The 21,116-nt window shown below is 42.6% G+C and carries 21 protein-coding genes; 2 read left to right on the plus strand and 19 right to left on the minus strand.

The window, feature by feature from the left end; genetic code table 11:
* The first annotated feature begins 85 nt into the window (after nucleotides 1-85).
* Nucleotides 86-520, plus strand: coding sequence for a DUF1801 domain-containing protein (locus tag CD03_RS0102085; RefSeq protein WP_027292212.1), 435 nt, complete (start codon nucleotides 86-88; stop codon nucleotides 518-520).
* A gap of 213 nt (nucleotides 521-733) precedes the next feature.
* Here the strand turns inward: CD03_RS0102085 and CD03_RS36930 are convergent, their stop codons facing one another.
* The 14 genes from CD03_RS36930 to CD03_RS0102150 form a co-directional block, all read right to left on the minus strand.
* A complete protein-coding gene (locus CD03_RS36930; RefSeq protein ID WP_081820084.1) occupies nucleotides 734-904 on the minus strand; it encodes a flavodoxin in 171 nt (56 codons plus the stop codon).
* 18 nt (nucleotides 905-922) lie between these two features.
* Entirely contained in the window at nucleotides 923-1,678 is a 756-nt protein-coding gene (locus CD03_RS0102095) for a carboxymuconolactone decarboxylase family protein (RefSeq protein ID WP_027292213.1), read from the minus strand.
* A 110-nt stretch (nucleotides 1,679-1,788) separates the two neighbouring features.
* Nucleotides 1,789-2,883, minus strand: coding sequence for an aldo/keto reductase (locus CD03_RS0102100; protein WP_027292214.1), 1,095 nt, complete (start codon nucleotides 2,881-2,883; stop codon nucleotides 1,789-1,791).
* A gap of 116 nt (nucleotides 2,884-2,999) precedes the next feature.
* The gene (locus tag CD03_RS0102105; protein ID WP_027292215.1) at nucleotides 3,000-4,118 is read right to left on the minus strand and encodes a metallophosphoesterase; all 1,119 of its coding nucleotides are present in this window, start codon (nucleotides 4,116-4,118) and stop codon (nucleotides 3,000-3,002) included.
* A 186-nt stretch (nucleotides 4,119-4,304) separates the two neighbouring features.
* Nucleotides 4,305-5,057 (minus strand): flavodoxin, encoded by a 753-nt coding sequence (locus tag CD03_RS0102110; protein WP_027292216.1) that lies wholly within the window; start codon nucleotides 5,055-5,057, stop codon nucleotides 4,305-4,307.
* 16 nt (nucleotides 5,058-5,073) lie between these two features.
* A complete protein-coding gene (locus CD03_RS39300) occupies nucleotides 5,074-5,262 on the minus strand; it encodes an NAD(P)H-dependent oxidoreductase (RefSeq protein ID WP_156042727.1) in 189 nt (62 codons plus the stop codon).
* A gap of 4 nt (nucleotides 5,263-5,266) precedes the next feature.
* Nucleotides 5,267-6,109, minus strand: coding sequence for an aldo/keto reductase (locus CD03_RS0102115; RefSeq protein ID WP_027292217.1), 843 nt, complete (start codon nucleotides 6,107-6,109; stop codon nucleotides 5,267-5,269).
* 375 nt (nucleotides 6,110-6,484) lie between these two features.
* Nucleotides 6,485-8,923 carry a glycoside hydrolase family 3 C-terminal domain-containing protein gene (locus CD03_RS0102120; protein WP_027292218.1) on the minus strand — a complete coding sequence of 813 codons (2,439 nt, stop codon included), beginning with the start codon at nucleotides 8,921-8,923 and terminating at the stop codon, nucleotides 6,485-6,487.
* 96 nt (nucleotides 8,924-9,019) lie between these two features.
* Nucleotides 9,020-9,541 carry a GtrA family protein gene (locus tag CD03_RS0102125; protein WP_027292219.1) on the minus strand — a complete coding sequence of 174 codons (522 nt, stop codon included), beginning with the start codon at nucleotides 9,539-9,541 and terminating at the stop codon, nucleotides 9,020-9,022.
* A gap of 95 nt (nucleotides 9,542-9,636) precedes the next feature.
* Nucleotides 9,637-12,579: a beta-glucosidase gene (locus CD03_RS0102130; RefSeq protein ID WP_044288852.1), complete on the minus strand. Its 2,943-nt coding sequence runs from the start codon at nucleotides 12,577-12,579 to the stop codon at nucleotides 9,637-9,639.
* 179 nt (nucleotides 12,580-12,758) lie between these two features.
* Nucleotides 12,759-14,063 carry an ATP-binding protein gene (locus CD03_RS0102135; RefSeq protein ID WP_027292221.1) on the minus strand — a complete coding sequence of 435 codons (1,305 nt, stop codon included), beginning with the start codon at nucleotides 14,061-14,063 and terminating at the stop codon, nucleotides 12,759-12,761.
* A gap of 2 nt (nucleotides 14,064-14,065) precedes the next feature.
* Nucleotides 14,066-14,770, minus strand: coding sequence for a LytR/AlgR family response regulator transcription factor (locus tag CD03_RS0102140; RefSeq protein WP_027292222.1), 705 nt, complete (start codon nucleotides 14,768-14,770; stop codon nucleotides 14,066-14,068).
* Nucleotides 14,771-14,806: 36 nt separating this feature from the next.
* Complete coding sequence (locus CD03_RS0102145; protein ID WP_027292223.1) at nucleotides 14,807-15,613, minus strand: metallophosphoesterase; 807 nt, start codon at nucleotides 15,611-15,613, stop codon at nucleotides 14,807-14,809.
* Nucleotides 15,614-15,708: 95 nt separating this feature from the next.
* Nucleotides 15,709-16,689: an ABC transporter ATP-binding protein gene (locus CD03_RS0102150; RefSeq protein ID WP_027292224.1), complete on the minus strand. Its 981-nt coding sequence runs from the start codon at nucleotides 16,687-16,689 to the stop codon at nucleotides 15,709-15,711.
* 297 nt (nucleotides 16,690-16,986) lie between these two features.
* Here CD03_RS0102150 and CD03_RS38735 point away from each other — a divergent pair, with 297 nt between their 5' ends.
* A complete protein-coding gene (locus tag CD03_RS38735) occupies nucleotides 16,987-17,109 on the plus strand; it encodes a hypothetical protein (RefSeq protein ID WP_255348053.1) in 123 nt (40 codons plus the stop codon).
* Between the two features lie 91 nt (nucleotides 17,110-17,200).
* On the opposite strand, the gene CD03_RS0102165 is transcribed toward CD03_RS38735, so the two are convergent.
* The 5 genes from CD03_RS0102165 to CD03_RS0102185 form a co-directional block, all read right to left on the minus strand.
* The gene (locus CD03_RS0102165; protein WP_027292225.1) at nucleotides 17,201-17,638 is read right to left on the minus strand and encodes a hypothetical protein; all 438 of its coding nucleotides are present in this window, start codon (nucleotides 17,636-17,638) and stop codon (nucleotides 17,201-17,203) included.
* Nucleotides 17,623-18,090, minus strand: a complete 468-nt coding sequence (locus tag CD03_RS0102170) for an LURP-one-related/scramblase family protein (RefSeq protein WP_027292226.1) — start codon at nucleotides 18,088-18,090, stop codon at nucleotides 17,623-17,625. Before CD03_RS0102170 ends, CD03_RS0102165 begins: the two co-directional genes overlap by 16 nt.
* A gap of 98 nt (nucleotides 18,091-18,188) precedes the next feature.
* Nucleotides 18,189-19,193: an ABC transporter ATP-binding protein gene (locus CD03_RS0102175; RefSeq protein ID WP_027292227.1), complete on the minus strand. Its 1,005-nt coding sequence runs from the start codon at nucleotides 19,191-19,193 to the stop codon at nucleotides 18,189-18,191.
* Nucleotides 19,194-19,335: 142 nt separating this feature from the next.
* Nucleotides 19,336-20,151 carry an ABC transporter permease gene (locus CD03_RS0102180; protein WP_027292228.1) on the minus strand — a complete coding sequence of 272 codons (816 nt, stop codon included), beginning with the start codon at nucleotides 20,149-20,151 and terminating at the stop codon, nucleotides 19,336-19,338.
* 9 nt (nucleotides 20,152-20,160) lie between these two features.
* Nucleotides 20,161-21,102, minus strand: a complete 942-nt coding sequence (locus CD03_RS0102185) for an ABC transporter permease (RefSeq protein ID WP_027292229.1) — start codon at nucleotides 21,100-21,102, stop codon at nucleotides 20,161-20,163.
* Between the last annotated feature and the right edge of the window lie 14 nt (nucleotides 21,103-21,116).

Below are 21,116 nucleotides of genomic sequence, written 5' to 3' on the forward strand. Positions count from 1 at the left end.
AAGTATGTTACCTTTGATTCTGCGATCCGGCAAAATGCTGTGAGACGTAAACGGAATACCCAAACTAAAACCAAAGGAGTCTAAGATGAAAAGTAAATACACATTGAAAACCCAGCCTACTGATAAAGACCCAATGCAAGTAATTGACTCAATCCCGGATGAGAAAAAGCAAGCAGACGCAAAAACTTTGCTGGATATATTTGAGAAAACCGTTGGGAAACCACCCGTGGTATGGGGAGAAAAGTTTATCGGCTATGGAACCTGCAAGTACCGCTGCGCCTCCGGATACAGTGGGGAGATCTATGCTACCGGCTTTTCTGTGACGAAAAGAAAAATCACGCTGCATCTTTATTTGGACGAGCCGGAACTACAAAGCTATCTTAAACGGTTGGGCAAGACCACATCAGGCAAAAGCTGTGTGTATATAAACAAACTTGCAGATATTGATACCTCTGTTTTGGCAGAAATGCTGGGCAAAGCGATGAGCTATGCCAGCAAGCTTTCAGACAAGGATGCCTGACAGAATGACCTGCCCCGTTCATTCCCCCGTCTCCTTCATGAATCAGATACATTCCCTGGAGGGCAGACTTTATGCATCTATCAACAAGATAAACAACTTCTAAATGGATTCTTTCGTGTTTCTTAACTGCTTTTATCATAATACCAGGTGTTATATAAAAACAGGGATATACCAAACCGATTATGTTTGGTATATCCCTGCACATATAAAACATTATAAAAAATTTTCAGCCCATGCCTTCAGTTCTATTTCTCCTGTACCTGCGTCAAAACGTCTGCCTCTCCGGAGATCAGCCCCTTTACAGGAATCCGCCAATTCTGTATTCGTATTTCCCATTTCACTGCCTCCGGACGTAGTGAATGGTATGATTGTTTTACCCTCCAGATGGTAGCTTACTCCTCCTTATTTTACTTTTCCATATTGTTCATCATCAACCTGCTCCAGCCATTCATTGCTGCTGTTCTCACCAGGCACCTCCACTGCCAGATGAGAAAACCAACTGTCCGGTGCGGCGCCATGCCAGTGTTTCACATCAGTGGGTATATTAACAACATCGCCTGGTGTCATCAGTACAGGCCCTTTACCCCATTCTTGATAATATCCGCGCCCTGCCACACAGACTAAAATCTGGCCGCCGCCCTGGTCTGCATGATGGATATGCCAGTTATTACGGCAGCCCGGTTCAAAAGTCACATTAAAAATACCCACCTGTTCTGCAGATACCGGTGCCAGATAACTCTGCCCCGTAAAATACATTGCATATCCATCATTGGAACTGCCAATAGGGAATATCATACGATTCTCATGCTCTGCCTTTGCATCATCTCCGCCCAATGCTTCTGCCCACACTTCCTTTGCCATATAAAAAGCGGCCCATGCCTTAGGCCATCCGGCATAAAAGGCAGCGTGCGTAAGAATTTCCGCAATCTCCGTTTTCGTAATACCATTCTTTTTTGCTGTCATGAGATGATATTGAAACGAGGAATCTACAAGCCCCTGCGCCATAAGTGCAACAACGGTTATTATGGAGCGGTCTCTTAATGAAAGTTTATCTTCCCGGCTCCACACCTGTCCAAACAATACATCATCATTCAGTGCCGCAAATTCAGGCGCAAATTCACCTAAAACATCTCTTCCTGCTGTCTGTTTTACTGCCATATTTAATCCTCCCTTTTGTTCTTCATTTTTATCAGAAACGTCATATTCTTTGCCAGCGTCCGCACTGTATAACTGACGGTCCCGGAACGCAATTAAAGTGGAGTTATCAACTATTGACCGAAATAAGTTCCTATACTTTTCATTCGCTTCATCTGGTTTACATGGAAAGGACAACGGGAATCGCAATGTCCGCATCCAATACACGCATCCGCCTTCTTCTCCAGTTTTAAATAATGACTGTGGGCAAGTTTATCTCCTGCCTTTGTCAGATCATAATATTTATTGATAAGCCCCACATCCAGCCCGGCAGGACAAGGCTGACAGTGATTGCAATACACACAGATTCCTTCCGCAGCCTGTGGTGCAAAAGTACCCAAAACAGAGTAATCCCGTTCTTCCGGTAATACTGTGAAAAAGCCTAAAATACGTTCCAGATCCGATTTCCCCCGAATACCGGGCAGTACCGTCACAACACCAGGCTTATCCAGCGCATACTGGATGCACTGGTACTCGCTCAATGCTTTCCCGAAAGGCGAAGTTTTGGCGTTCAGCAGCTGTCCGCCGCTGAATGCTTTCATAACTGAAATGCCCACACCCTCTGCTTCACAGCGGCGATAAAGAGCCATTCGTTCTTCAACATTTCCTATGGCATAATCCCCATGCCTATAGTCATATCCTGGATTGATACTGAACATTACCATATCAATCAGATCCATATCCAGCACCTGGTTCACCAGTGCAGGGGTATGGGAAGACAGACCGATATGCCTCACGATTCCCTGTTTTTTCAGTTCCTGAATATACGGAAGAATTCCCCCGGACAGAACTTTTTTCAAATCAGAAGGTTCATCAATACAGTGGATAAAACCAAAATCTATGTAATCTGTCTTTAGCATCCGTAGCTGCCAGTCTATGGATTGTTTCACCGTATCCAGATTCACCGTCCAGCCATAACTTCCGGTTTCATAATTTGCCCCAAAATGAATTTGATAATAAACCTTATCCCGGCTGCCTGCTGCAGCCCGTCCATAGGCACCAAATGGCTTTGCATCTGCCGATGCCATATCAAAATAATTTATCCCATTCTCCAAAGCAAACGTTACGGTTTCCTCAATCTCTCTTTCAGAAGCAGCACCAACAGAGCTTGTGCCCAATCCGATAATGCTGATGTCTTCCCCACCGCGGGGCAGTTTTCTATATTCCATAAAAATGACCTCCATTAGGACTCTAATATCTTGTTTAATATCTTAAATGTTTTAAGGCACATGACGGAGCCATATACATCTCTATTTACGAATTACGTTTATTGTCTTAAATGTTTTCAAGGCACCGCCATAATATCTATTATTACATACTCACAATTACCTTCTGTTCTTACCGGGTATCCCCATCCTGTAAATCCTGAGGACACAATTACCTTGCAGTTTCCTTTCTGATATTCTCCGTAGTTTAAGACTCCTGCCAATTCGGACAGCCATCCTACAGGCCATATCTGACCTGCATGGGTATGACCGGAAAGCTGCAGGTCTACCCCCTGCGCATTATTTTCCTCTGCCGCAATCGGTTGGTGATCTGCCATCACAATATATTTATTCCGGTCAGCCCCTTCCAGAATTTCTTCTGTGGAAGCCCTTCCGGATGTACCTCCCCATGCAGCATCGCCCCTGCCTGCAAGCACCAGATCATCCTGAATTACTACATTTTCATCCTCCAGAATGGAAATCCCGTTTTCTGTTATGGCCTCAGTCAGTTCTTCATCTGTATAGCTCCGGCTGTCTGTATAAGGCTGCCTGTCATGGTTTCCATATACATAATAAATACCATATTTACTGTTCAGCATCCCCAGCAGTCCGAATATTTCCTGCATTGATTCTTTTGAAGTCCCCTCCTCAACAATATCACCGCCCAGGATTACAATATCAGGTCTCTGGGTATTAATTTCTGAAATACGATTTTTTAAGATATCCGGACTTTGTATTGTGCCATAATGGGTATCTGTAATTAAAACGATCCTGTAATTGCTCACATTTTTAGTGGTTTCAACAAAATATTGTGTTTTTACCACATGCTTCATATTTTCATATCCATACCCCAACAGGATAATGGTAATCACAACCGGCAGAAGACCGCAGCCGTATAGTTTTCTGCATACTTTATAGGCTTTATATGTGCTCCAGCTTTTAAAAAGTTTTTTCAACACCAGCGCAATCATATCTGTCAGAATAAACAAGGCAACTATATGCAGAAGCACCATTGCTCTTGTGTTCCACATATTTACGCTGGAAACAATTACATATATAACCAGAGCGATATTTACCATTCTTAAAAATTTCCCGGAAGTATTGAATCCATAAAATTTCATAATCCTTTTAACTGTGTGATACACATATACACCCAGGGCTGCTGCCAATACAATCATTATCATCAAATATGCTGACATAGTTCCCTCTTTTGCTTACCGAAACCCCCACCTTACCGCTTCACAGCGAGGGGCGAGATCCATCCTTTCTTCTATGTTTCCTTTAATGCAGGAATCCATTCAATTTTATTATAAAATCCTTTATTTCTTATGTCTATTGCTTAAATTCTCTGCCTAACCCATGCCTTTCAAGCATATTTCACCTAATTACAGTCCCAGATCTCCCAGCCATGACTGAATATCATCTGAGGATGTCCCGGAGCGGAATCGATCACCCTCAAGCCAATTTCCTGATCCTGCCATTTCTTGAAGCAGCTCTCCACTCTCTCCAATACCTGAGGAAGTGGCAGTACAAAATGGAACAACTGTCTTCCCGGTAAAATCATTCGCTTTAACAAATCCATTTACTGGCCAGGCTGCAATTCCCCACCAGATAGGATAGCCGATAAACACCGTTTCATAAGATTCCCAATTATCAACCGTAGCTGCTGTAAGCTTAATCTCTCTGCTGTCTGGATTATCGTGTTCCCTGCTTACTCTACTGTCATCGTTTCTCCAGTCCAGGTCATCATCACTATATGGTTCTTCCGGTTCCAACTCAAATAAATCTGCGTTTGCAGCCTCTGCAATTGTAGTGGCAACATTTTCTGTATTTCCTGTTGCTGAATAATATACAACAAGGCTTTTTCCGCTATCCTTTGCCACTGCTGCATTTTCAATGTCTGTGATTGTACTATCTTTATCTGTACTTTGTTTTTCTGTGCTTTGATTATCTGAGCTTTGATTATCTGAGCTTTGATTATCTGTGCTTTGATTATTTGTGCTTTCTTTATCCTGTTTATCTGCACTTTCCGCAGTAGGGTCAGATGCTGTAGTTGTCTCATCAGTGGTGCTTCCACATGCTGTTAATCCAATAAGTAATGTTGCTGCCAAAATAGCAGCCATGATTCTTTTCTTCATATGATGATCCTGCCTTTCATATTATAGAGTTTGAGAGGTAAACAGCGCATGAAACATGAAAAATGCCATGTTTTTTCCAAAAATGCGCATGGTCTGTATAAAAGACCCGGTCCAGAAAAGAGGTCATCCCGCCGGGAGCCGCTCCACAGTGGACAGGGGTTCCAAATATGAACCCGTGGCTTCCGTTTGTCAATAATACTTTCATATCCTTAAATTCCCCTTTTCGTCAGCATTTCCACAATAGCCGGATCATAGTGGGAGAAGAACAGACTCTCCTCCGTATCTAAATCTGCAATTTTCTGCATATCCAATGCATCCAGTGTAAAATCAAATATTTCCATGTTCTGCTCCATACGCTCCCTGCGAACGGATTTCGGAATGACTGCCACACCACTCTGCAGCAGAAAGCGCAGTGCTGTCTGTGCAGATGATTTCCCATATTTTTGTCCAATCTCCGTGAGCACTGAATTGGTAAAGAAATTTTTTCTTCCCTCTGCAAAAGGCCCCCAGGACTCATGCTGCACACCATACTTTTTCATTACCTCATGGGCTTTCTTCTGTTGCTGGAACACATGGGTTTCCACCTGATTGACTGCGGGTATAACCTCTACGAACTGGCAAAGGTCAATTAATCTGTCCGGATAGAAATTGGAAACACCAATCGCACGCAGTGTTCCCGCCTTATAGGCTTCCTCCATGGCACGGTAGGTTCCGTAATAATCATTGAATGGCTGATGAATCAGAAGCAGATCCAGATAGTCTGTCTTCAGTTTTTTCAGAGATTCCTCAATGGAGGCCTTCGCCTTTTCATAGCCGCCGTTAGATATCCATACTTTTGTTGTAATGAACAATTCTTCTCTGGGCACACCACATTTTATAATTGCACTGCCCACTGCTTCTTCATTCCCATAAGCCTGTGCCGTATCAATAGAGCGGTATCCAACACTAATAGCATCCAGCACACACCCCTCACACTCCTCATTACTTACCTGATAAACACCGTATCCCAGCTGCGGCATTTTTACTCCGTTATTTAATGTTATATATTCCATATTATACCATCCTTTCCATTCGTGTTTTATTCTTCGAAAACCTCTTTTGCCATGCAAAATGATGCTGCTTTTGTTCATCCAAAGCCTGTACCTAAGCTTTAAGAAGCAGCTTTATTATAAACAAATCGAGGCCTCATAAGAAGTCTCGATTCATTTAAGCTGCAACCTTGAATGGGCATCATCCACCTCCGAGTATTTTCCTATGCTGCTATTATACCTTTCATTTACTTAACCCGGAATCTCCAATATGTTACCATTGTATAAATATTTAGTTTATACTATAACGTCTGTTTGTTGTATCTCCTGCTATTCTGTAGGTTTCAAAGGTCCATAAAAGTAATACGCAGTTGCACCTCCATCAATAATCTCCTCTCTTTAATTTCCCAACTTCTTCTCATATAATTTATTTGCTCTGGCATTTCTAAAGTATCCGCCGATCACCTTTGCCATCCCCCGGAAGAAATGTCCGTTGACTATGGCAACAATTCCCTCTGCCATTTCCATGCTGACTGCACCGCCCGTCATCTTTGCAATTCCGCGGAAAGGTATATTATAAATAAACAGAAGATTTAGATCCGGTTTTCCCTTCCTTTCATTTTTCGCTTTCATCTTAGTGAGTATTTTATATATACACCGGGCGAGACCACTTTTTGCATTATACATTTGGCAGACAGCGTCATTAATTCCCAACTCTCCGGACCATGTTTCTGATGGAATAGGGTGTCCCAGCAACTCTTCAAATTCTGCGTCCTTTACTTCCCGAACAAGACCCGAGAAATACTGCGGCATTATTTCGGAATTATAAGGCATTTCACTTGTAGTTCCTTCCCGTGCAATCACCTCTTCCAGCCGGATATCTGATACGTTTGCACCCACATATATGGTGTAATCCCCGCCTTCTTCTTCCCAGGCATTCGTCCTGGTATTCCAATAACGGAACGTTTTATCATCGAACAAAATGGCAGCACGCTTGCTTTCTCCCGCTTTTAGGAATACCTTTGCAAAACCTTTTAATTCCTTACACGGACGGAAAATCTTCTCTTTTGGCCCGCCAACATACATCTGGGCAACCTCAGCACCGTCTCGTTTCCCGGTATTAGTAAGTACAAATTCAATTCCTTCCTTCGTTACTTTTAATTTGGAATAGGCAAATGATGTATAAGATAGTCCATAGCCAAACGGATATCGTACCCGTATTCTGGCAGTATCGTAATAGCGGTATCCTATAAAAATACTTTCCCGGTATTCAGAATTTCTTTTTGTACCAGAGCATGTTTTAAAATGAAGAAATGCAGGAGTATCTTCATAGCGTACCGGATAGGTTTCGCTTAATTTTCCGGAGGGATTCACCTTACCGGTCAGCACATCCATCACGGCACTTGCACCTGCCTGTCCGCCAAGATAACCGTGTAAAATTGCCTTACAGCAGTAATGCCACGGCATTTCAATGGAGGACCCTGCGCTCAATACCCCTACAATATTCGGATTCACCTTCGCAAGTGCTTCCAGAAGCTCAATTTGGTTTTGTGGTATCCGCATATGGCTGCGGTCCATCCCTTCCACTTCACTAATTTCGTCCAGTCCAAAGCAGTAAATCACGGTATCTGCACGCTGTGCAAGCTGCAAAGCCTCCCTTTTCATCTTTTCATCGTTCTTACCTGTTCGGTGATATCCCGAAGCACATCCAACACAATTTATCGGGTAACTACCGATTACTTTTTCCATAGTCTCAATCTTTGTAGGATTTACCATAGAAGAACCCGATCCCTGATACCGTGGATCAATGGCAAAATCCCCGATGAGCGCCACGCTGCAGCCTTTTTTTAATGGAAGAACTGCTTCGGGTTGGGCTGTATTTTTCAAAAGTACAATGCTTTGTGCCGCTGCCTTTCTTGCTAACCCATGATGTGCATCCCGGTCAAAATTCTCTCCTTTTTTCCCGCCTTCCTTTTTTAAAGTTAAGATTGCATCTAACAGATCATCTACACAGTTATCCAATTCTTCTGCCGACAGTTCCCCCCTTTTCAGAGCCAGAATAATCTGTCTGGCTGAATCCAGTCCCGGTTTAGGCATCTCCAGATTCGAACGCGCAGCCACCCCACTTACGTGGTCATTGGATCCACCCCAGTCTGTTATGACAATCCCATCAAATCCCCACTCATCACGAAGTATATCTTTTAGCAGATGTTTATTCTCATTGGCATAAGTTCCGTTTACCTGATTATAGCTTGTCATCAGGGCTTTCGCATTTCCTTCCTTCACTGCGATTTCAAATCCAGTCAGGTAAATCTCCCTCATCGTACGTTCGTCCAGTACGGCATTCATTGCCATCCGGCGTAGTTCCTGGCTATTAACGGCAAAATGTTTCGGGCAGGCATATACCCCTTTGCTTTGAATTCCTCTTACATAAGATGCTGCCATTTTCCCCGACAGATAAGGATCTTCAGAGAAATATTCGAAGTTTCTTCCGCAAAGAGGACTCCTTTTCACATTAAGCCCCGGTCCTAACAGTACATTTACATCCTGAACCGCAGCTTCTTCTCCCAGTGCTTCTCCCAGCTCCTGTCCCAGCTGTTCGTCCCAGCTGTTGGCAATCGTCGCTGCAGTCGGAAAGCAGGTAGCCAGGAGGGACGGATTAAGTCCTAAATGGTCTCCCGCTCCTGCCTGTTTCCGGATACCATGAGGTCCGTCAGCACAAAAAATTGCCGGTATTCCAAGTCTTTTAATTTCCCTCGACGTCCATTCCGAATCTCCGCTTAAAATCGCTGCCTTTTCTTCCACAGTCATTTTACTGATTAAATCCGCATGCTTCATGCCTGGTGTCTCCTCCTTTTTTCATTCAGGCAAAATACCCTGAACTCTTTCATTTCATGGATCAATCCAAATTTAATACACCATGTTTCCATATCATCATCTCACTGTTTTTTTATTATCCACATTTGGCATTATCCAGAACTTCATAGCCGGATAACTGATCACTACCTGCACTACTATATTCGCTACATTTGCCAGTGTCGGCGCAATTTTCAGTGGAAGCCCTATATTTACAAAAAATGCCTGACTGTAAGCCGGAAGGGCAGCAGATACAAGCACCAGTATCACTGCCAGTAAAATGTATTTCGGTACTGCTTTTCCATAATCTGCATTTGATTTAAACACAAGGTTCTTCTGTACAATGAAATTTACGGTCTGCGCACATGCCGTTGCAGTGAGGAAACTCAGGAACCCGCATAGTCCCAGGTCACTTTCCACATTGGTATAGTGAAAGATCAGGAACTGGAAAGGTTTGTCAGCAAAAGACCGGAATACTAATCCGGTACACACCCACATCACAATAAAATTTGCTGCTGTCGCACAGTTTGAAAGAAGATTGAATAAGATAAATTCCCACAATGAAGGATGTTCATCTATCCATTTCTTTACTGCATTCATCTGTTACCCTCCTTAAAAATCTGCTCCGGGCACAGGAATTTTAAAGTTCCATATACCCGGAGATATTTTTTGTCTGTACAAATCTGGTAAAATGATTACTCTTTACTTTCACCTTCTGCATTTACTGCTTCAATTCTGATTGAATCTTTTCTCTTTTTTATAAAGCTTCTTATCATTAAAATCTCCGTCAGCAGAACCAGCACGGCAATGACTGCATCTGTAATATAGAGAATCAGCATCCAGGACGGGATTGTTCCCGGAGTGTACTCCTCATAGGCTGCACTATTGACCGTTACATAGAAAATATTTTTTACAGCCTGCCGCATTGCGGTCACACTTGTGGCACTCAGATCAGTCATAATTGCTTCGTTTCCTGCGGTTCCCAGCATCAGATCTGTTCCTCCGCGTACCGCACGGTCAGCATCCATGTACCCGTAATTGCCGAAGTAATCGGAAATCACCATTCCACGGAATCCCCACTCTTCTCTTAATATGTCATTTAAAAGTGCCGTACATCCGCCTGCCCATTCTGTTCCAAGAAAATTGTAGGAAGACATCACTGCCAGCTTTCCCTTTTCAATATTTTTCACACAATATTCAAAGGGCTTCAAATAAAGTTCCCTTACACTCTGTTCATTGAACCAGGTACACAAAAGCGCATTTCTGTTAATTTCCTGTTCATTCAATACAAAATGTTTTATGTAAGGGTATATCCCTTCCTCTACGGCTGCAGAAACTTCAGCCAGAGCCATTTTACTGCTTAACAGACTGTCTTCCGAATAATATTCAAAATTACGTCCGCCGAAAGCGCTCCGGTGTAAGTTCATGGACGGTGCATACCATCCAACGATATTGTAGTCTGTAAATTCTCTGCTGATTCCCTGTGCTGCTTTTGCTGCCAGCTCTTCATTCCAGGTCTGGGCTATAACGATTTCCGAACAATATCCGGTTCCAAAGGCCCCCAGTGTACTGGAATTCACACCTGCCGGTCCGTCTGTATCCAGTGTTCTAAGTTTTTTCACAGAATCTACAGCGGCAGTCTGATGTCCTCCATATGCAATCAATTCCACCATCTCATCTACGGTCACCTGGTCAAGAAGCGTCTCCCACCGGGGATCATCATACCCGGCTCCTCTTAATTCAAATAATTCCATATCGTTATCTGCCCCGGTGATCGGCATTACATCCTCCGGATTGTTATAATCCTTAGGATTATAAGTTCCATTTCCCTGAACCTCTCCCTGGAGCTCAAAATTTTCCGGGGCTTTCACTGCTTCTTCGTAATTGGCAAATCCATCTGCACGGGATAAATAAACCACATCCCCTTCTGCAAAATCAAGCCTGTTTTCCGCCGCCACTACATCATCGGAGTGTGGATTGTCTTTATCATATAGGATTGTCCGGTCCGCCTTATACACTTTTCGTTCAATCACATTGTGACTGTCTGAACGAAGGCTGATTTCATAATCACCGGATTCCAGAACATATGCCCCTGCACCATAAGTGTCATAAGAAGCCATGTCCTCGATTGGAAAGCTGATTGTCAGTGTCTGGGACTTCCCCGGCTCCAACAGATCCGTTTTACCAAAAGCCGCCAGATTGACACTGGATTTTTCAATGCCGCCATTCACATAAGGAGGAGAATAATATAATTCTACAACTTCTTTTCCCGCTGTGTCTCCTGTGTTGGTTACCGTTACATCCACACGGATACTGTCCTCGGTGATCTGCAATTCTCCCATTTTCTGGTCAAAAGTCGTATAGCTTAACCCATATCCAAAAGGATACATCACATGGTCATTGTAATTAATCAGCTTTTCTTCCGCTGCTGTTTCATAAAAACGATAACCGGTATAAATGCCTTCCGTATAATTAACAAAGGAAACAATGCCATCTGCTTTTTCCCACGCTGCCTTAGCTGCCTCTTCTACATCTTTGGTATTGGTATATGCGAAATGCCCAATATTATTTATGTAGGGTGCCTGTTTTAAATCTTTCACCCAGGTATCCACTGTTTTACCTGATGGATTCACATTACCTGCGATCACATTTCCCAGAGCATTGAATCCCGTTGCCCCTGCACCGGCGCACAGCAGAACACTTTTAATCTGTTCATAATCATTTGTCCAGTCAAGTTCCAAGGTATTTGCACCATTATATACGACAATTACATTTTCAAACTCACTGCAGACAATTTCAACCAAATCTGCTTCTGTACGGCTTGGTTCCAGATAAGACTGACCCGCTTCGAAATCAGCATACTCCACTGAGTTATTTACATAGCTTCCTTTCAGATATTTCGTTCCCACATCCATGGTGGAACCGTCCATAATGCTTCCCATATCCTGCGGCAGATCTGTCCCCTCACCGCCAGTACGGGAAAGTACGATAACCGCCGTATCTGAAAATTCTTTTGCATACTCTATCATATTATCCGGATATTTAGAAGCAGGTACCTCAGGAAGCGTCCACTCCTGCCCTTCATTAATACTGATCACCGGACGGTCTGCACGATAATTTACATAAAGATCAGACAGTTCACTGTTTGTCTCAAATCCGGCATTCTCAAGCCCTTCCAGAATACCCACTGCCGTAGTCGTATCTACCGTACCTGATCCGGTGCCTCCGTAAATTGGATTTGTAGAAGACCAGCCAAAAACATTGATTTTTTGTGGTGCCAGCGGCAAAAAAGAATCCTTATTTTTGGTCAGGACGATGCCCTCTCCGGTAATTTCTTCAATAACCTGCCTGGAATGGTCAATATTCTCCTGACTCAATTCCCCTTTATCAGACAACACTACATTTAATGTGTTATACAAAGCGCCTGATAACATGGTATTCACCACAAGTGCTACAACCACGATGAATGCCATAAACGACTGAAACCGTATAAAACCTTTCACAGGCTTTTTCCATCTGCCTGCAATAATCATAACCGCTGCCATACATATCAGTGCAGCCGCTATTACGATCAGATGTGTCCTGACCAACTGGATGACGCTGATCACGTCCTCCCATGCAACTTCAACATTTCCCATACCTTTTCCCTCCATTATTGTTTTTTTGTACTTCTTATGTTGTAAACTCAAAATACCACAAAATAATACAAAAAATAATTTCTGGTTAATTTGGTATTCCACACGGTAAAACTGGTCATTTTTTGCAGCAAAAAACAGCGGATATGTTATACCCGCTGTCAGTTGACCCTTTCTTCATCTTACAAATAAAATAGTATATCTACCTGAAACCGCTGCTCAACAGCCTGCATCAAGATATCACCTTTATACTTGTCAACAATATATTTGATACTTTTCACACCAAAGCCGTGATAAGCTTTGTCCTTCTTGGAAGTCACTGGCAATCCGTCTTCAAAAGTGAGCTGCTCGCTGCAATAGTTGTCCACATGAATATGGCAGCCCTGTGGTTTCTTCGCCACCAGTATACTGATAATTCTCTTCCCTTCATCATCTTCCTTCATGACACTTTCAATCGCATTGTCCAGCAAATTACCAAAAAGCGCATATAAATCAGTTGTATTGATAAAATTCATAATGGAACCTTCTATCATACAGCTCATTTTTATTCTGTATTCATCACATAAAAGGCTCTTTTCTGTAAGTACAAGATCCAGGATATCATTGCCTGTCTGGTATATATTATCATAGATTGCCACTGCGTCTTTTATCGTCTCAATATATTCTTTCTGTTCTCCTGCGTCCTCAATTTTGGAAATTTTGGAAATCCGGTATTTTAAATCATGGCATTTAATATTAATAATATTGATGTTCTCCCTGGACAGCTTTTGCTGTTCCTTCAGATTGTGCAGCATGTTTTCCATCATTTCGTTCTCGTGTAGAATCCAATTCTGCCTGGTCAGATTAAACGCAGCAAATATCGCCATTGCACAGCAGAGCACTGCATATATTTTACAGAGAATATTTCGCAAAATGCCCGATTCTCCCTGAAACATCCTGTTGTCTACCAGCGCACTGATAAATATTGCCGTAAGCAGAATTACAAATGCTAACACCAACATACGGCTATCCCGATCTTTCAGCTCGCTTTCTCCCTCATACCTTCTAACCAGACCGAAGTAAACGCACAGGGAAACCAGTACATATGGCAAAAATCGATAGAACAGGAAGTCAGGTACCGGACTCAGCACAATTCCGGTTATCTCCCGAAAAATCATAAAAAACGCAAAAGCGATATGCTGGGTGGCATAGGCACAGACGCCTGCAAATAGAATTTCCTTCGCCTTTACCTGAAAACAGCATTTCATCCCTGCCAAAGTCAAAAAAAACATGCTAATATAATATAACGTATAGATGACCGGATTACTGCCCGGAATGCTAACGAATAAATGAAACAGCAGACTTACAGACAAAAAATATACTGCAAAGGATATTAGCAGCCGCAGTATAAAGTGATGCTTCCGGTTCCACCCTAAAATAAAAAAGGCTTCTGCAATCATCAATTGTAATGAAAAGCGCACACATGAAATAAACTGCATATCTTCCATTCTTACATCCCTCCTATATATTTCATCAAGTCTTCTTTAAATTCCTTTTTCCTCTGCCTGCTTAAGGGAAGCTGTATCTTATCGACCCATACCATATCTTTTTGAACCTTTGTTACATATTTCAGGTTAACCAGACAGCCGCTGATGCACTTTGAGAATCCTTCCGTTTTCAGTATTTCTTCAGCCGATATCATCGTTCCCCTAACACGGTAAGCATCTCCTTTAGTATGATAAATCAGGTAATTTTTATCTTTTTCAATATAAGTAATCTGAGAAACCCTCAGCTTTACCACAATCTCCTCTGTATCAACCACAACTTCCTTTTCCATATTCAGTTTGGAAAATCGGAGTGCCTTTTTTAATTTGTCAGTAAAGACGTAATACTCCACGGGCTTCACTATAAAATCAATGGCATTCACTTCATAACCCCTTATGGCATACTGAGCCATGTTAGTCACGAAGACAATTCCCAGTGTCTGGTCTTTTTCCCGTATTCTCCTGGCCGCCTCCAGACCGTCAAGATGCGGCATTTCAATATCTAAGAAAACGACATCCAGCTTTCCATCATATTCTTCTACAAAATTCAGTCCGTTGCGATATTCTGTGATGGAGAAATTCATGTTTTCCTGCATTCCATATTTTTTTAAGTATGATTTCATCAACTCCAGATGCTGAACATCATCGTCCACTAATGCAATCCTGATCATGATACTCCCCTTCCCAAATTCATAAATCTTAAATCTTTATGATAGCTCAATCACCTGCATCGCATCCCCAACTTCCTCAGCCAGCACGCCACTCTGCCATTCCGTATGGTAATTCAGACACACACATCGGTAATCCACACCATTTTTCTGAAGTCTCTTCCGGTAATGCACATGACCCATAATACTATAAGCAACCTTATATTTTTCAAACAGTTCCCCATATTCTCTGCTTCCCAGAAAGGCATTAAAATAATCCCAGTCCGGTCTATCTTCGGGCACTTTAAATTCCGGTACCCCAACCATATGGGTAACCACAATTATCTTCTTTCCTGCACATGCCAAAATCTTTTCTTCCAGATCCCCTAAGATCTTCGTATGGAATTCTTTGTCACTCTGGTGCCATTTCACCATAATGCTGTCCTGCCATACCCTTTCATTATGTTCTTTCTTTACAAATTCATCTTCCGAATAATCCGATGCCCCAAATGAATAATCATACCAGCCGATATTTCCAATTACAACCCACTCTTCATTCAGCTTGGTAATCTTTCCACACAGACAGTCCTTTCTGGATGCATATTTTTCGTAGATTTTCCGGGCATCCTTAAATTCTCCTTCTTTATCCCACATATCATGGTTTCCCGGCACAAAGAAGACGGGTATGCCGGCAGCTTCCTTCATCTGATCCAAATAGGGAAGGCTCATTTTATAACTATTCGATATATCTCCTGCCACTAATAATACATCCAGCTTCTTTTCCCTGATTCTGTCACAAATTGCTTCGATCACCGGATGTGCTTGATTCACATCCAGGTGTATATCAGATATTGCTCCGATTCTCATATTGATTCCTCCTGCATATCCAGGTTCCGCCTGCGATACCTCATTCATAATTTATTTAAAAAGAATTTGTTTTACCATTGTTTGATCCTGCATGATTACACATAATGGCAGCTTACAAAATGACCTTTTTCAATTTCAACTAATCCTGGACATTCCATCTTGCAGGATTCCTTCATTTCCCTGCATCTGGTATGAAAGGGACATCCCCCGGGAGGAGCCGAAAGATCCGGTACATCCCCTGTCAGTAAAATACGTTCCCGCTCCTTTTCTCCGCTCACGGATGGAATGGATGAAAGTAATGCCTTCGTATAAGGATGCTTCGGTGAGTGATAGATATCATCAACACTTCCAACCTCCACCAGCTTTCCAAAATACATCACTCCAATTCGGTCACTCATATACTGCACCACATTTAAATCATGAGAAATAAACAAATAGGTCAGATTCTTTTCTTCCTGAAGCTTCTTCATCAAATTCAGAATCTGAGATTGTATGGACACATCCAAAGCAGATACTGATTCATCGGCGATTATAATCTCCGGATTCAGCATCAGTGCCGTAGCGATACTTACTCTCTGTCTTTGCCCGCCGCTGAGCTCATTGGGATACTTGCCTTTGAAACTTGCATCTAATCCCACAACTTCCAGTATTTCTTCCACTTTCTGCTTTCTCTCCTGAGATGCAAGTTCCGTATGCAGCTTTAATGGTTCTTCCAAAATCCACCCTATTTTTTTCTTAGGATTTAACGATGAATACGGATCCTGAAAGATAATTTGGACCTGCTTATGATACTCTTTTTTTTCTTGATGGCTCATAGCTGAATAATTTTTCCCTTTATAGCTAATCTGTCCATTTGTGGGCGTTATGACATCTACCAGCATTTTAGCAAAAGTACTTTTTCCGCATCCGCTTTCTCCTACCAGTCCAAACACTTCTCCCGGATAAATGCAAAGGTCTATATGCTCCACTACTTTTATGTATTTTCTTTTATTGAGAATCTTGTTACTTTCTGCTGCATAATACTTGCAAAGCCCTTTTACTTCCAGTAAAGGCTTCTCTAAATTTTCGTATTTCATTCGTATCCCCCTAAATTCTTAAATTAATCAGGTCAAATAAAATCAAAATCCAACTTCCGGATGGAATACCAGAACGTGTTTGAAAATTCATTCCTGCACAATTGGATAACCAAGAAGGATAAACTTCATTTCCATTTATCTGAATTTTTTCCTTCACTCAAAATATAAACCACTTTTATTATGTTCTCATTATATTATTGTAAAATTTCTGCAAATAAATGATGTGAGGTAATAGTACTACAGCGAACAATTTCAATTTGGGGTTTGCTGATTAAGACGCTTTGTAAATGATAGGTAGTGTACAGAAAGATGGGTGTGGGAAACTGGCATGGGCTCCGTCAGCTGGCCGCAGAACTGGTATTTTCTAACCTTTCCGAAGCGCTTTTTGGCGGCACGCGGGCATTCGCTCCGAAATCCTGATGCATTTCGCAGCTCACTGCCCGCTTAGTATCCGATGGGAGCCAGTCGAATACTATCCGCCAAAAAACACTTCGGAAAGCTAAGTAAATACTCAGCTCTGCTCTACGCTTCCTCCGCCCATACCAGTTTCCCACACCCATCTTTCCGAGATAGCATTCGTTGATACAAAGCTGGTTTTCTCAGCAGGTTGGAGCCCCCGGGCTGTGGCCGGCCGTTCGTTTTTGGATGTTGCAATATGTGTTTCAGCAGTTCTGTGTGAAATGGATGTGACCGGAGTACTTCTCCCATCGGATTGTAAGCGGGCAGTGAGCGTGCCGCCAAAAAGTGCTCCGGGAAAGTTAGAAAATGCCAGTTTACTGTTCGCTGTAGTACCAGTTACTCTATATTCAATCACAATACGTACTCTAATGTCAATTACCTTTATAACAAAAATATCTTCCTGATTCAGCCTCATTCCTTCTGAATCAAGAAGATATTTTGGAAAGCAAAAACACGTTTCCAGAAATTTTCCGATTATCCTCTGCTGCATTTAGCAGCATCAATCGCCAAAACGATCATCAGACATATCAAAGCATCTTCATCCTGCTCGATATCCATAACATAGGTATCCGACCAGTTAAACAATTGCTTTTCCACGTGCATAATATGACGCGCACTGCTATATACGTCATAATCCCATTCCATAACACTTCCCTGAATTTCCCAGTCATTACATGTCAGATAAAATTTAGGTACAAAAAAGCTTAATTCTTTTTGTATAATTCCAATCTCATTACCATGAATATACATCCGAAACTTTGGAAGAAAGGTTAATACTTCTTCCCTAATTTCACCAACTTCTTCACCCCGCTGATTATAAATTACCAGACGATGTCCCCATGATAGTCTTCCCTCTACCGTAAAAACGGTGTCCTCATATTCATTATAAATATCATAGCTATCCAGCCAGCTGAAAACACGTTGTTTAAATAAAAGCTGCATAAGAGAACCTCCTTTGACTTTTGTTTAATTATAACATGATTTTCATGGAGCGTCGATTGTATTAATTTACTCGTTTCATTTTGTAAATCCTTTACCCTTCAGGCAGAGACTCTTTTACATTCCTCAGGTAGTTTTTCCTTCCCGTCCAATTCCAGGCAACTTACTCTTCTTCCCTCTGTTTTTTGCATTTCCGGTTTTTGTGTCTGGCATTCTGCCTTGGCATTTGGACAACGTTTTGCAAAGACACATCCCGTCTGGCTTCTCTTCGTCAACGGCTCTACGATACCTGGTATATTATAGAGGATTTCTCCTTTTTTTTGGGGTGTGGGTATGGATTCCAGCAGGCCTTTCGTATAGGGATGCATTGGGTTGTGCAAGATTTCTTCTGTACTTCCTTCTTCCACAATATTTCCTGCATACATAACAATAATTCTGGAACACAGCTCTTTGACTACGCCCAGATCATGGGAAATAAATAATATAGTGGACTTGAATTCCTTATTCAGTTCCCGCAGAAGCTCCAGTATCTGATACTGGATTGTCACATCTAAAGCCGTAGTCGGCTCATCTGCAACGATAAGCTTAGGATGATTGATCAGCGCCATGGCGATTACAATTCTCTGTTTCATGCCCCCGGATAATTGATGGGGGTATTCCCGGTAGAGCTTTTCTACCCTGGAGAGTCCAACTTTTTTCATCATTTCTTTCGCTCTTACACCGGCATTTCTTTTTTCTCCGGGATGGTGAAGGAGATAGGCTTCTTCTATCTGTTTTCCTACCGTGATCAATGGATTCAGAGCGGTCATCGGCTCCTGGAAAATCATTGAGATATCAGCGCCTCTGACACCGCACATCTCCTCCTCCGACAGCTTTAACAAATCGGTATCTCCCAGACAGATGCAGCCTGCCGATACCCTTGCCGCCTGAGGTAAGAGCCTCATAATCGCCAGGGAGGATAAACTCTTCCCACATCCTGATTCACCCACCAGACCGACAATTTCCCCCTCTTCTGCCTGAAAACTGATGCCATCCAGTGCCTTGTAATAATTATTCTGATTTTTAATTTCTACCGTTAAATCTTCTATCCTTAATTTTTTATCCATTTTATTCCTCCTGCTTGTTGCTGAATTTGCACCGCTGCCGGCCACTGAGCAAATGTTTCGGATTCTCCGGTACAGACAGCCGGGTGTATTGGCTAAAATCTGCGTCAGGTGTTCATACACGAAGCATGGCAGATTGCAGTTATTAGCTGCGGCAATCCGTTATATCCCGGATTCCGTCTCCCAACAGGTTAAATCCTAATACCATAATGGTAATCATGACACCGGGTACTACGGCATACCAGGGGTTGGTCAGCAGATATCCCTGGGCTTCAAACAGCATCTTTCCCCAGCTGGCATCGGGCGGCTGTATTCCAAGCCCCAGATAGCTTAATCCAGCTTCAGATAAGACTGCACTGGAAAATCCAAGAGATGCCGTAACAATCAGTGAGGATACGACATTGGGTAATATATGTATAAACATAATCCGAAGATTCGATGCCCCCCTCGTCCGCGCTGCTTTGATATAATCCATTTCCTTTATCTGCATAAATCCGCTTCGGGTCATCCGGCAGAACCTGGGAATCGCCATGATTCCAAGTGCCGCTGCAGTATTCAGTATCCCGCTTCCGAAGATTGTGATAAATACCAGCGCCAGGATTACCCCTGGAAATGCCATTTTTGCATCCATGATTAACATGATAATCTTGTCTATCCATCCCTGGAAATATCCTGCAGCCGCACCCAGTATTACACCGATTGCCATTCCGATTGCTACTGCCGTGAATCCCACCAGAAATGCTGTCTGAGACCCCTTTACAATACGGCTGAAAATATCTCTGCCAAAATTATCTGTTCCCAGAAGATGGGCAGCCGATGGTCCCTGAAAGCTGTTTAAAGTATCCATCTCATTCGGATCGTAGGGCAGGTAGATGAAACTTAGCAGCAGAAGCAGTCCCAAAAATGCGACCATACCTAATCCTATCATAAAATTCTTATTATTTCTGCATTTTTTCCACATATCAGCCACCTACTCCAAACGAATTCTGGGATCCACTGCCATATACAGCAGATCTACCACCAGATTAATCACAATCACCATAAACGCAAGATAAAATACCAGCCCCTGGACCAGAGGAAAATCCCGGTTTCCTACTCCTGAGGTAATAAGATGTCCGATTCCCGGCAAATTGAAAACATTTTCAACAATAATGCTGCCGCCCAGTACATCCACAACGGTCATTCCGAGAATTGTAATGGTAGGAAGCAGGGCATTTTTCAATACATGCCGGTAGAGTACTCTCTTTTGTGTGGCACCTTTGCTTCTTGCCGTCCTGACATAATCCAGGTTCATTTGATCCAACAGGGTATTTTTCAGATAGCGGATAACCACTGCCGATGTACCAATGGCGATAGCCACCGATGGCAGTATGAGAGACCGGATGCATCCCAGCGGGTCTTCTGAAAATGGAATAAAATCTCCCGAAGGCAGCACCTGAAGTGTAACGGCAAATAGCATAATCAGCAAAATCCCCAGCCAGAAGGACGGGACTGCCACACCGATCTGTGTTAAAAAAGACAGAAACAAAGCTGATTTTTTGTTATTGTTTTTAGCCAGAAATATAGCGATTGGAATCACGGTAACCACCGTAATCAGCAGCGAAAAAACCGTTAAGGAAATGGTAACCGGAAGACTGCTCTTTAACAGATCCCCCACAGGAACCTGATAACGGATAGAATCTCCAAGATCTCCCCGGAATAAATCCCCGATCCAGTTCACATACCGCTCACCAAGAGGCAGATCCAGTCCCAGCTGCTTTTCAAGGGCCTGTGCCTGGAGCGGATCTGCATCCACTCCAAGTATCACATCCACCGGATTTCCAGGAAGTATCTGAAAGACGCCAAAGGTCAGTAAAGATATAACAAATAACGTACATACCATGGTAACTATTTTTTTCAAAACGTATTTCATCAAAATTACCTCCC

The sequence above is a fragment of the Robinsoniella sp. KNHs210 genome (genome assembly GCF_000686105.1).
Lineage (GTDB): Bacteria > Bacillota > Clostridia > Lachnospirales > Lachnospiraceae > Robinsoniella > Robinsoniella peoriensis.

Excerpts from the sequence above, each read along its gene's own strand:
- CD03_RS0102085 (WP_027292212.1), top strand. The coding sequence starts at position 86 with ATGAAAAGTAAATACACATTGAAAACCCAGCCTACTGATAAAGACCCA.
- CD03_RS0102095 (WP_027292213.1), bottom strand. The coding sequence starts at position 1,678 with ATGGCAGTAAAACAGACAGCAGGAAGAGATGTTTTAGGTGAATTTGCG.
- CD03_RS0102100 (WP_027292214.1), bottom strand. The coding sequence starts at position 2,883 with ATGGAATATAGAAAACTGCCCCGCGGTGGGGAAGACATCAGCATTATC.
- CD03_RS0102105 (WP_027292215.1), bottom strand. The coding sequence starts at position 4,118 with ATGTCAGCATATTTGATGATAATGATTGTATTGGCAGCAGCCCTGGGT.
- CD03_RS0102110 (WP_027292216.1), bottom strand. The coding sequence starts at position 5,057 with ATGAAGAAAAGAATCATGGCTGCTATTTTGGCAGCAACATTACTTATT.
- CD03_RS39300 (WP_156042727.1), bottom strand. The coding sequence starts at position 5,262 with ATGAAAGTATTATTGACAAACGGAAGCCACGGGTTCATATTTGGAACC.
- CD03_RS0102115 (WP_027292217.1), bottom strand. The coding sequence starts at position 6,109 with ATGGAATATATAACATTAAATAACGGAGTAAAAATGCCGCAGCTGGGA.
- CD03_RS0102120 (WP_027292218.1), bottom strand. The coding sequence starts at position 8,923 with ATGAAGCATGCGGATTTAATCAGTAAAATGACTGTGGAAGAAAAGGCA.
- CD03_RS0102125 (WP_027292219.1), bottom strand. The coding sequence starts at position 9,541 with ATGAATGCAGTAAAGAAATGGATAGATGAACATCCTTCATTGTGGGAA.
- CD03_RS0102130 (WP_044288852.1), bottom strand. The coding sequence starts at position 12,579 with ATGGGAAATGTTGAAGTTGCATGGGAGGACGTGATCAGCGTCATCCAG.
- CD03_RS0102135 (WP_027292221.1), bottom strand. The coding sequence starts at position 14,063 with ATGGAAGATATGCAGTTTATTTCATGTGTGCGCTTTTCATTACAATTG.
- CD03_RS0102140 (WP_027292222.1), bottom strand. The coding sequence starts at position 14,770 with ATGATCAGGATTGCATTAGTGGACGATGATGTTCAGCATCTGGAGTTG.
- CD03_RS0102145 (WP_027292223.1), bottom strand. The coding sequence starts at position 15,613 with ATGAGAATCGGAGCAATATCTGATATACACCTGGATGTGAATCAAGCA.
- CD03_RS0102150 (WP_027292224.1), bottom strand. The coding sequence starts at position 16,689 with ATGAAATACGAAAATTTAGAGAAGCCTTTACTGGAAGTAAAAGGGCTT.
- CD03_RS0102165 (WP_027292225.1), bottom strand. The coding sequence starts at position 17,638 with ATGCAGCAGAGGATAATCGGAAAATTTCTGGAAACGTGTTTTTGCTTT.
- CD03_RS0102170 (WP_027292226.1), bottom strand. The coding sequence starts at position 18,090 with ATGCAGCTTTTATTTAAACAACGTGTTTTCAGCTGGCTGGATAGCTAT.
- CD03_RS0102175 (WP_027292227.1), bottom strand. The coding sequence starts at position 19,193 with ATGGATAAAAAATTAAGGATAGAAGATTTAACGGTAGAAATTAAAAAT.
- CD03_RS0102180 (WP_027292228.1), bottom strand. The coding sequence starts at position 20,151 with ATGTGGAAAAAATGCAGAAATAATAAGAATTTTATGATAGGATTAGGT.
- CD03_RS0102185 (WP_027292229.1), bottom strand. The coding sequence starts at position 21,102 with ATGAAATACGTTTTGAAAAAAATAGTTACCATGGTATGTACGTTATTT.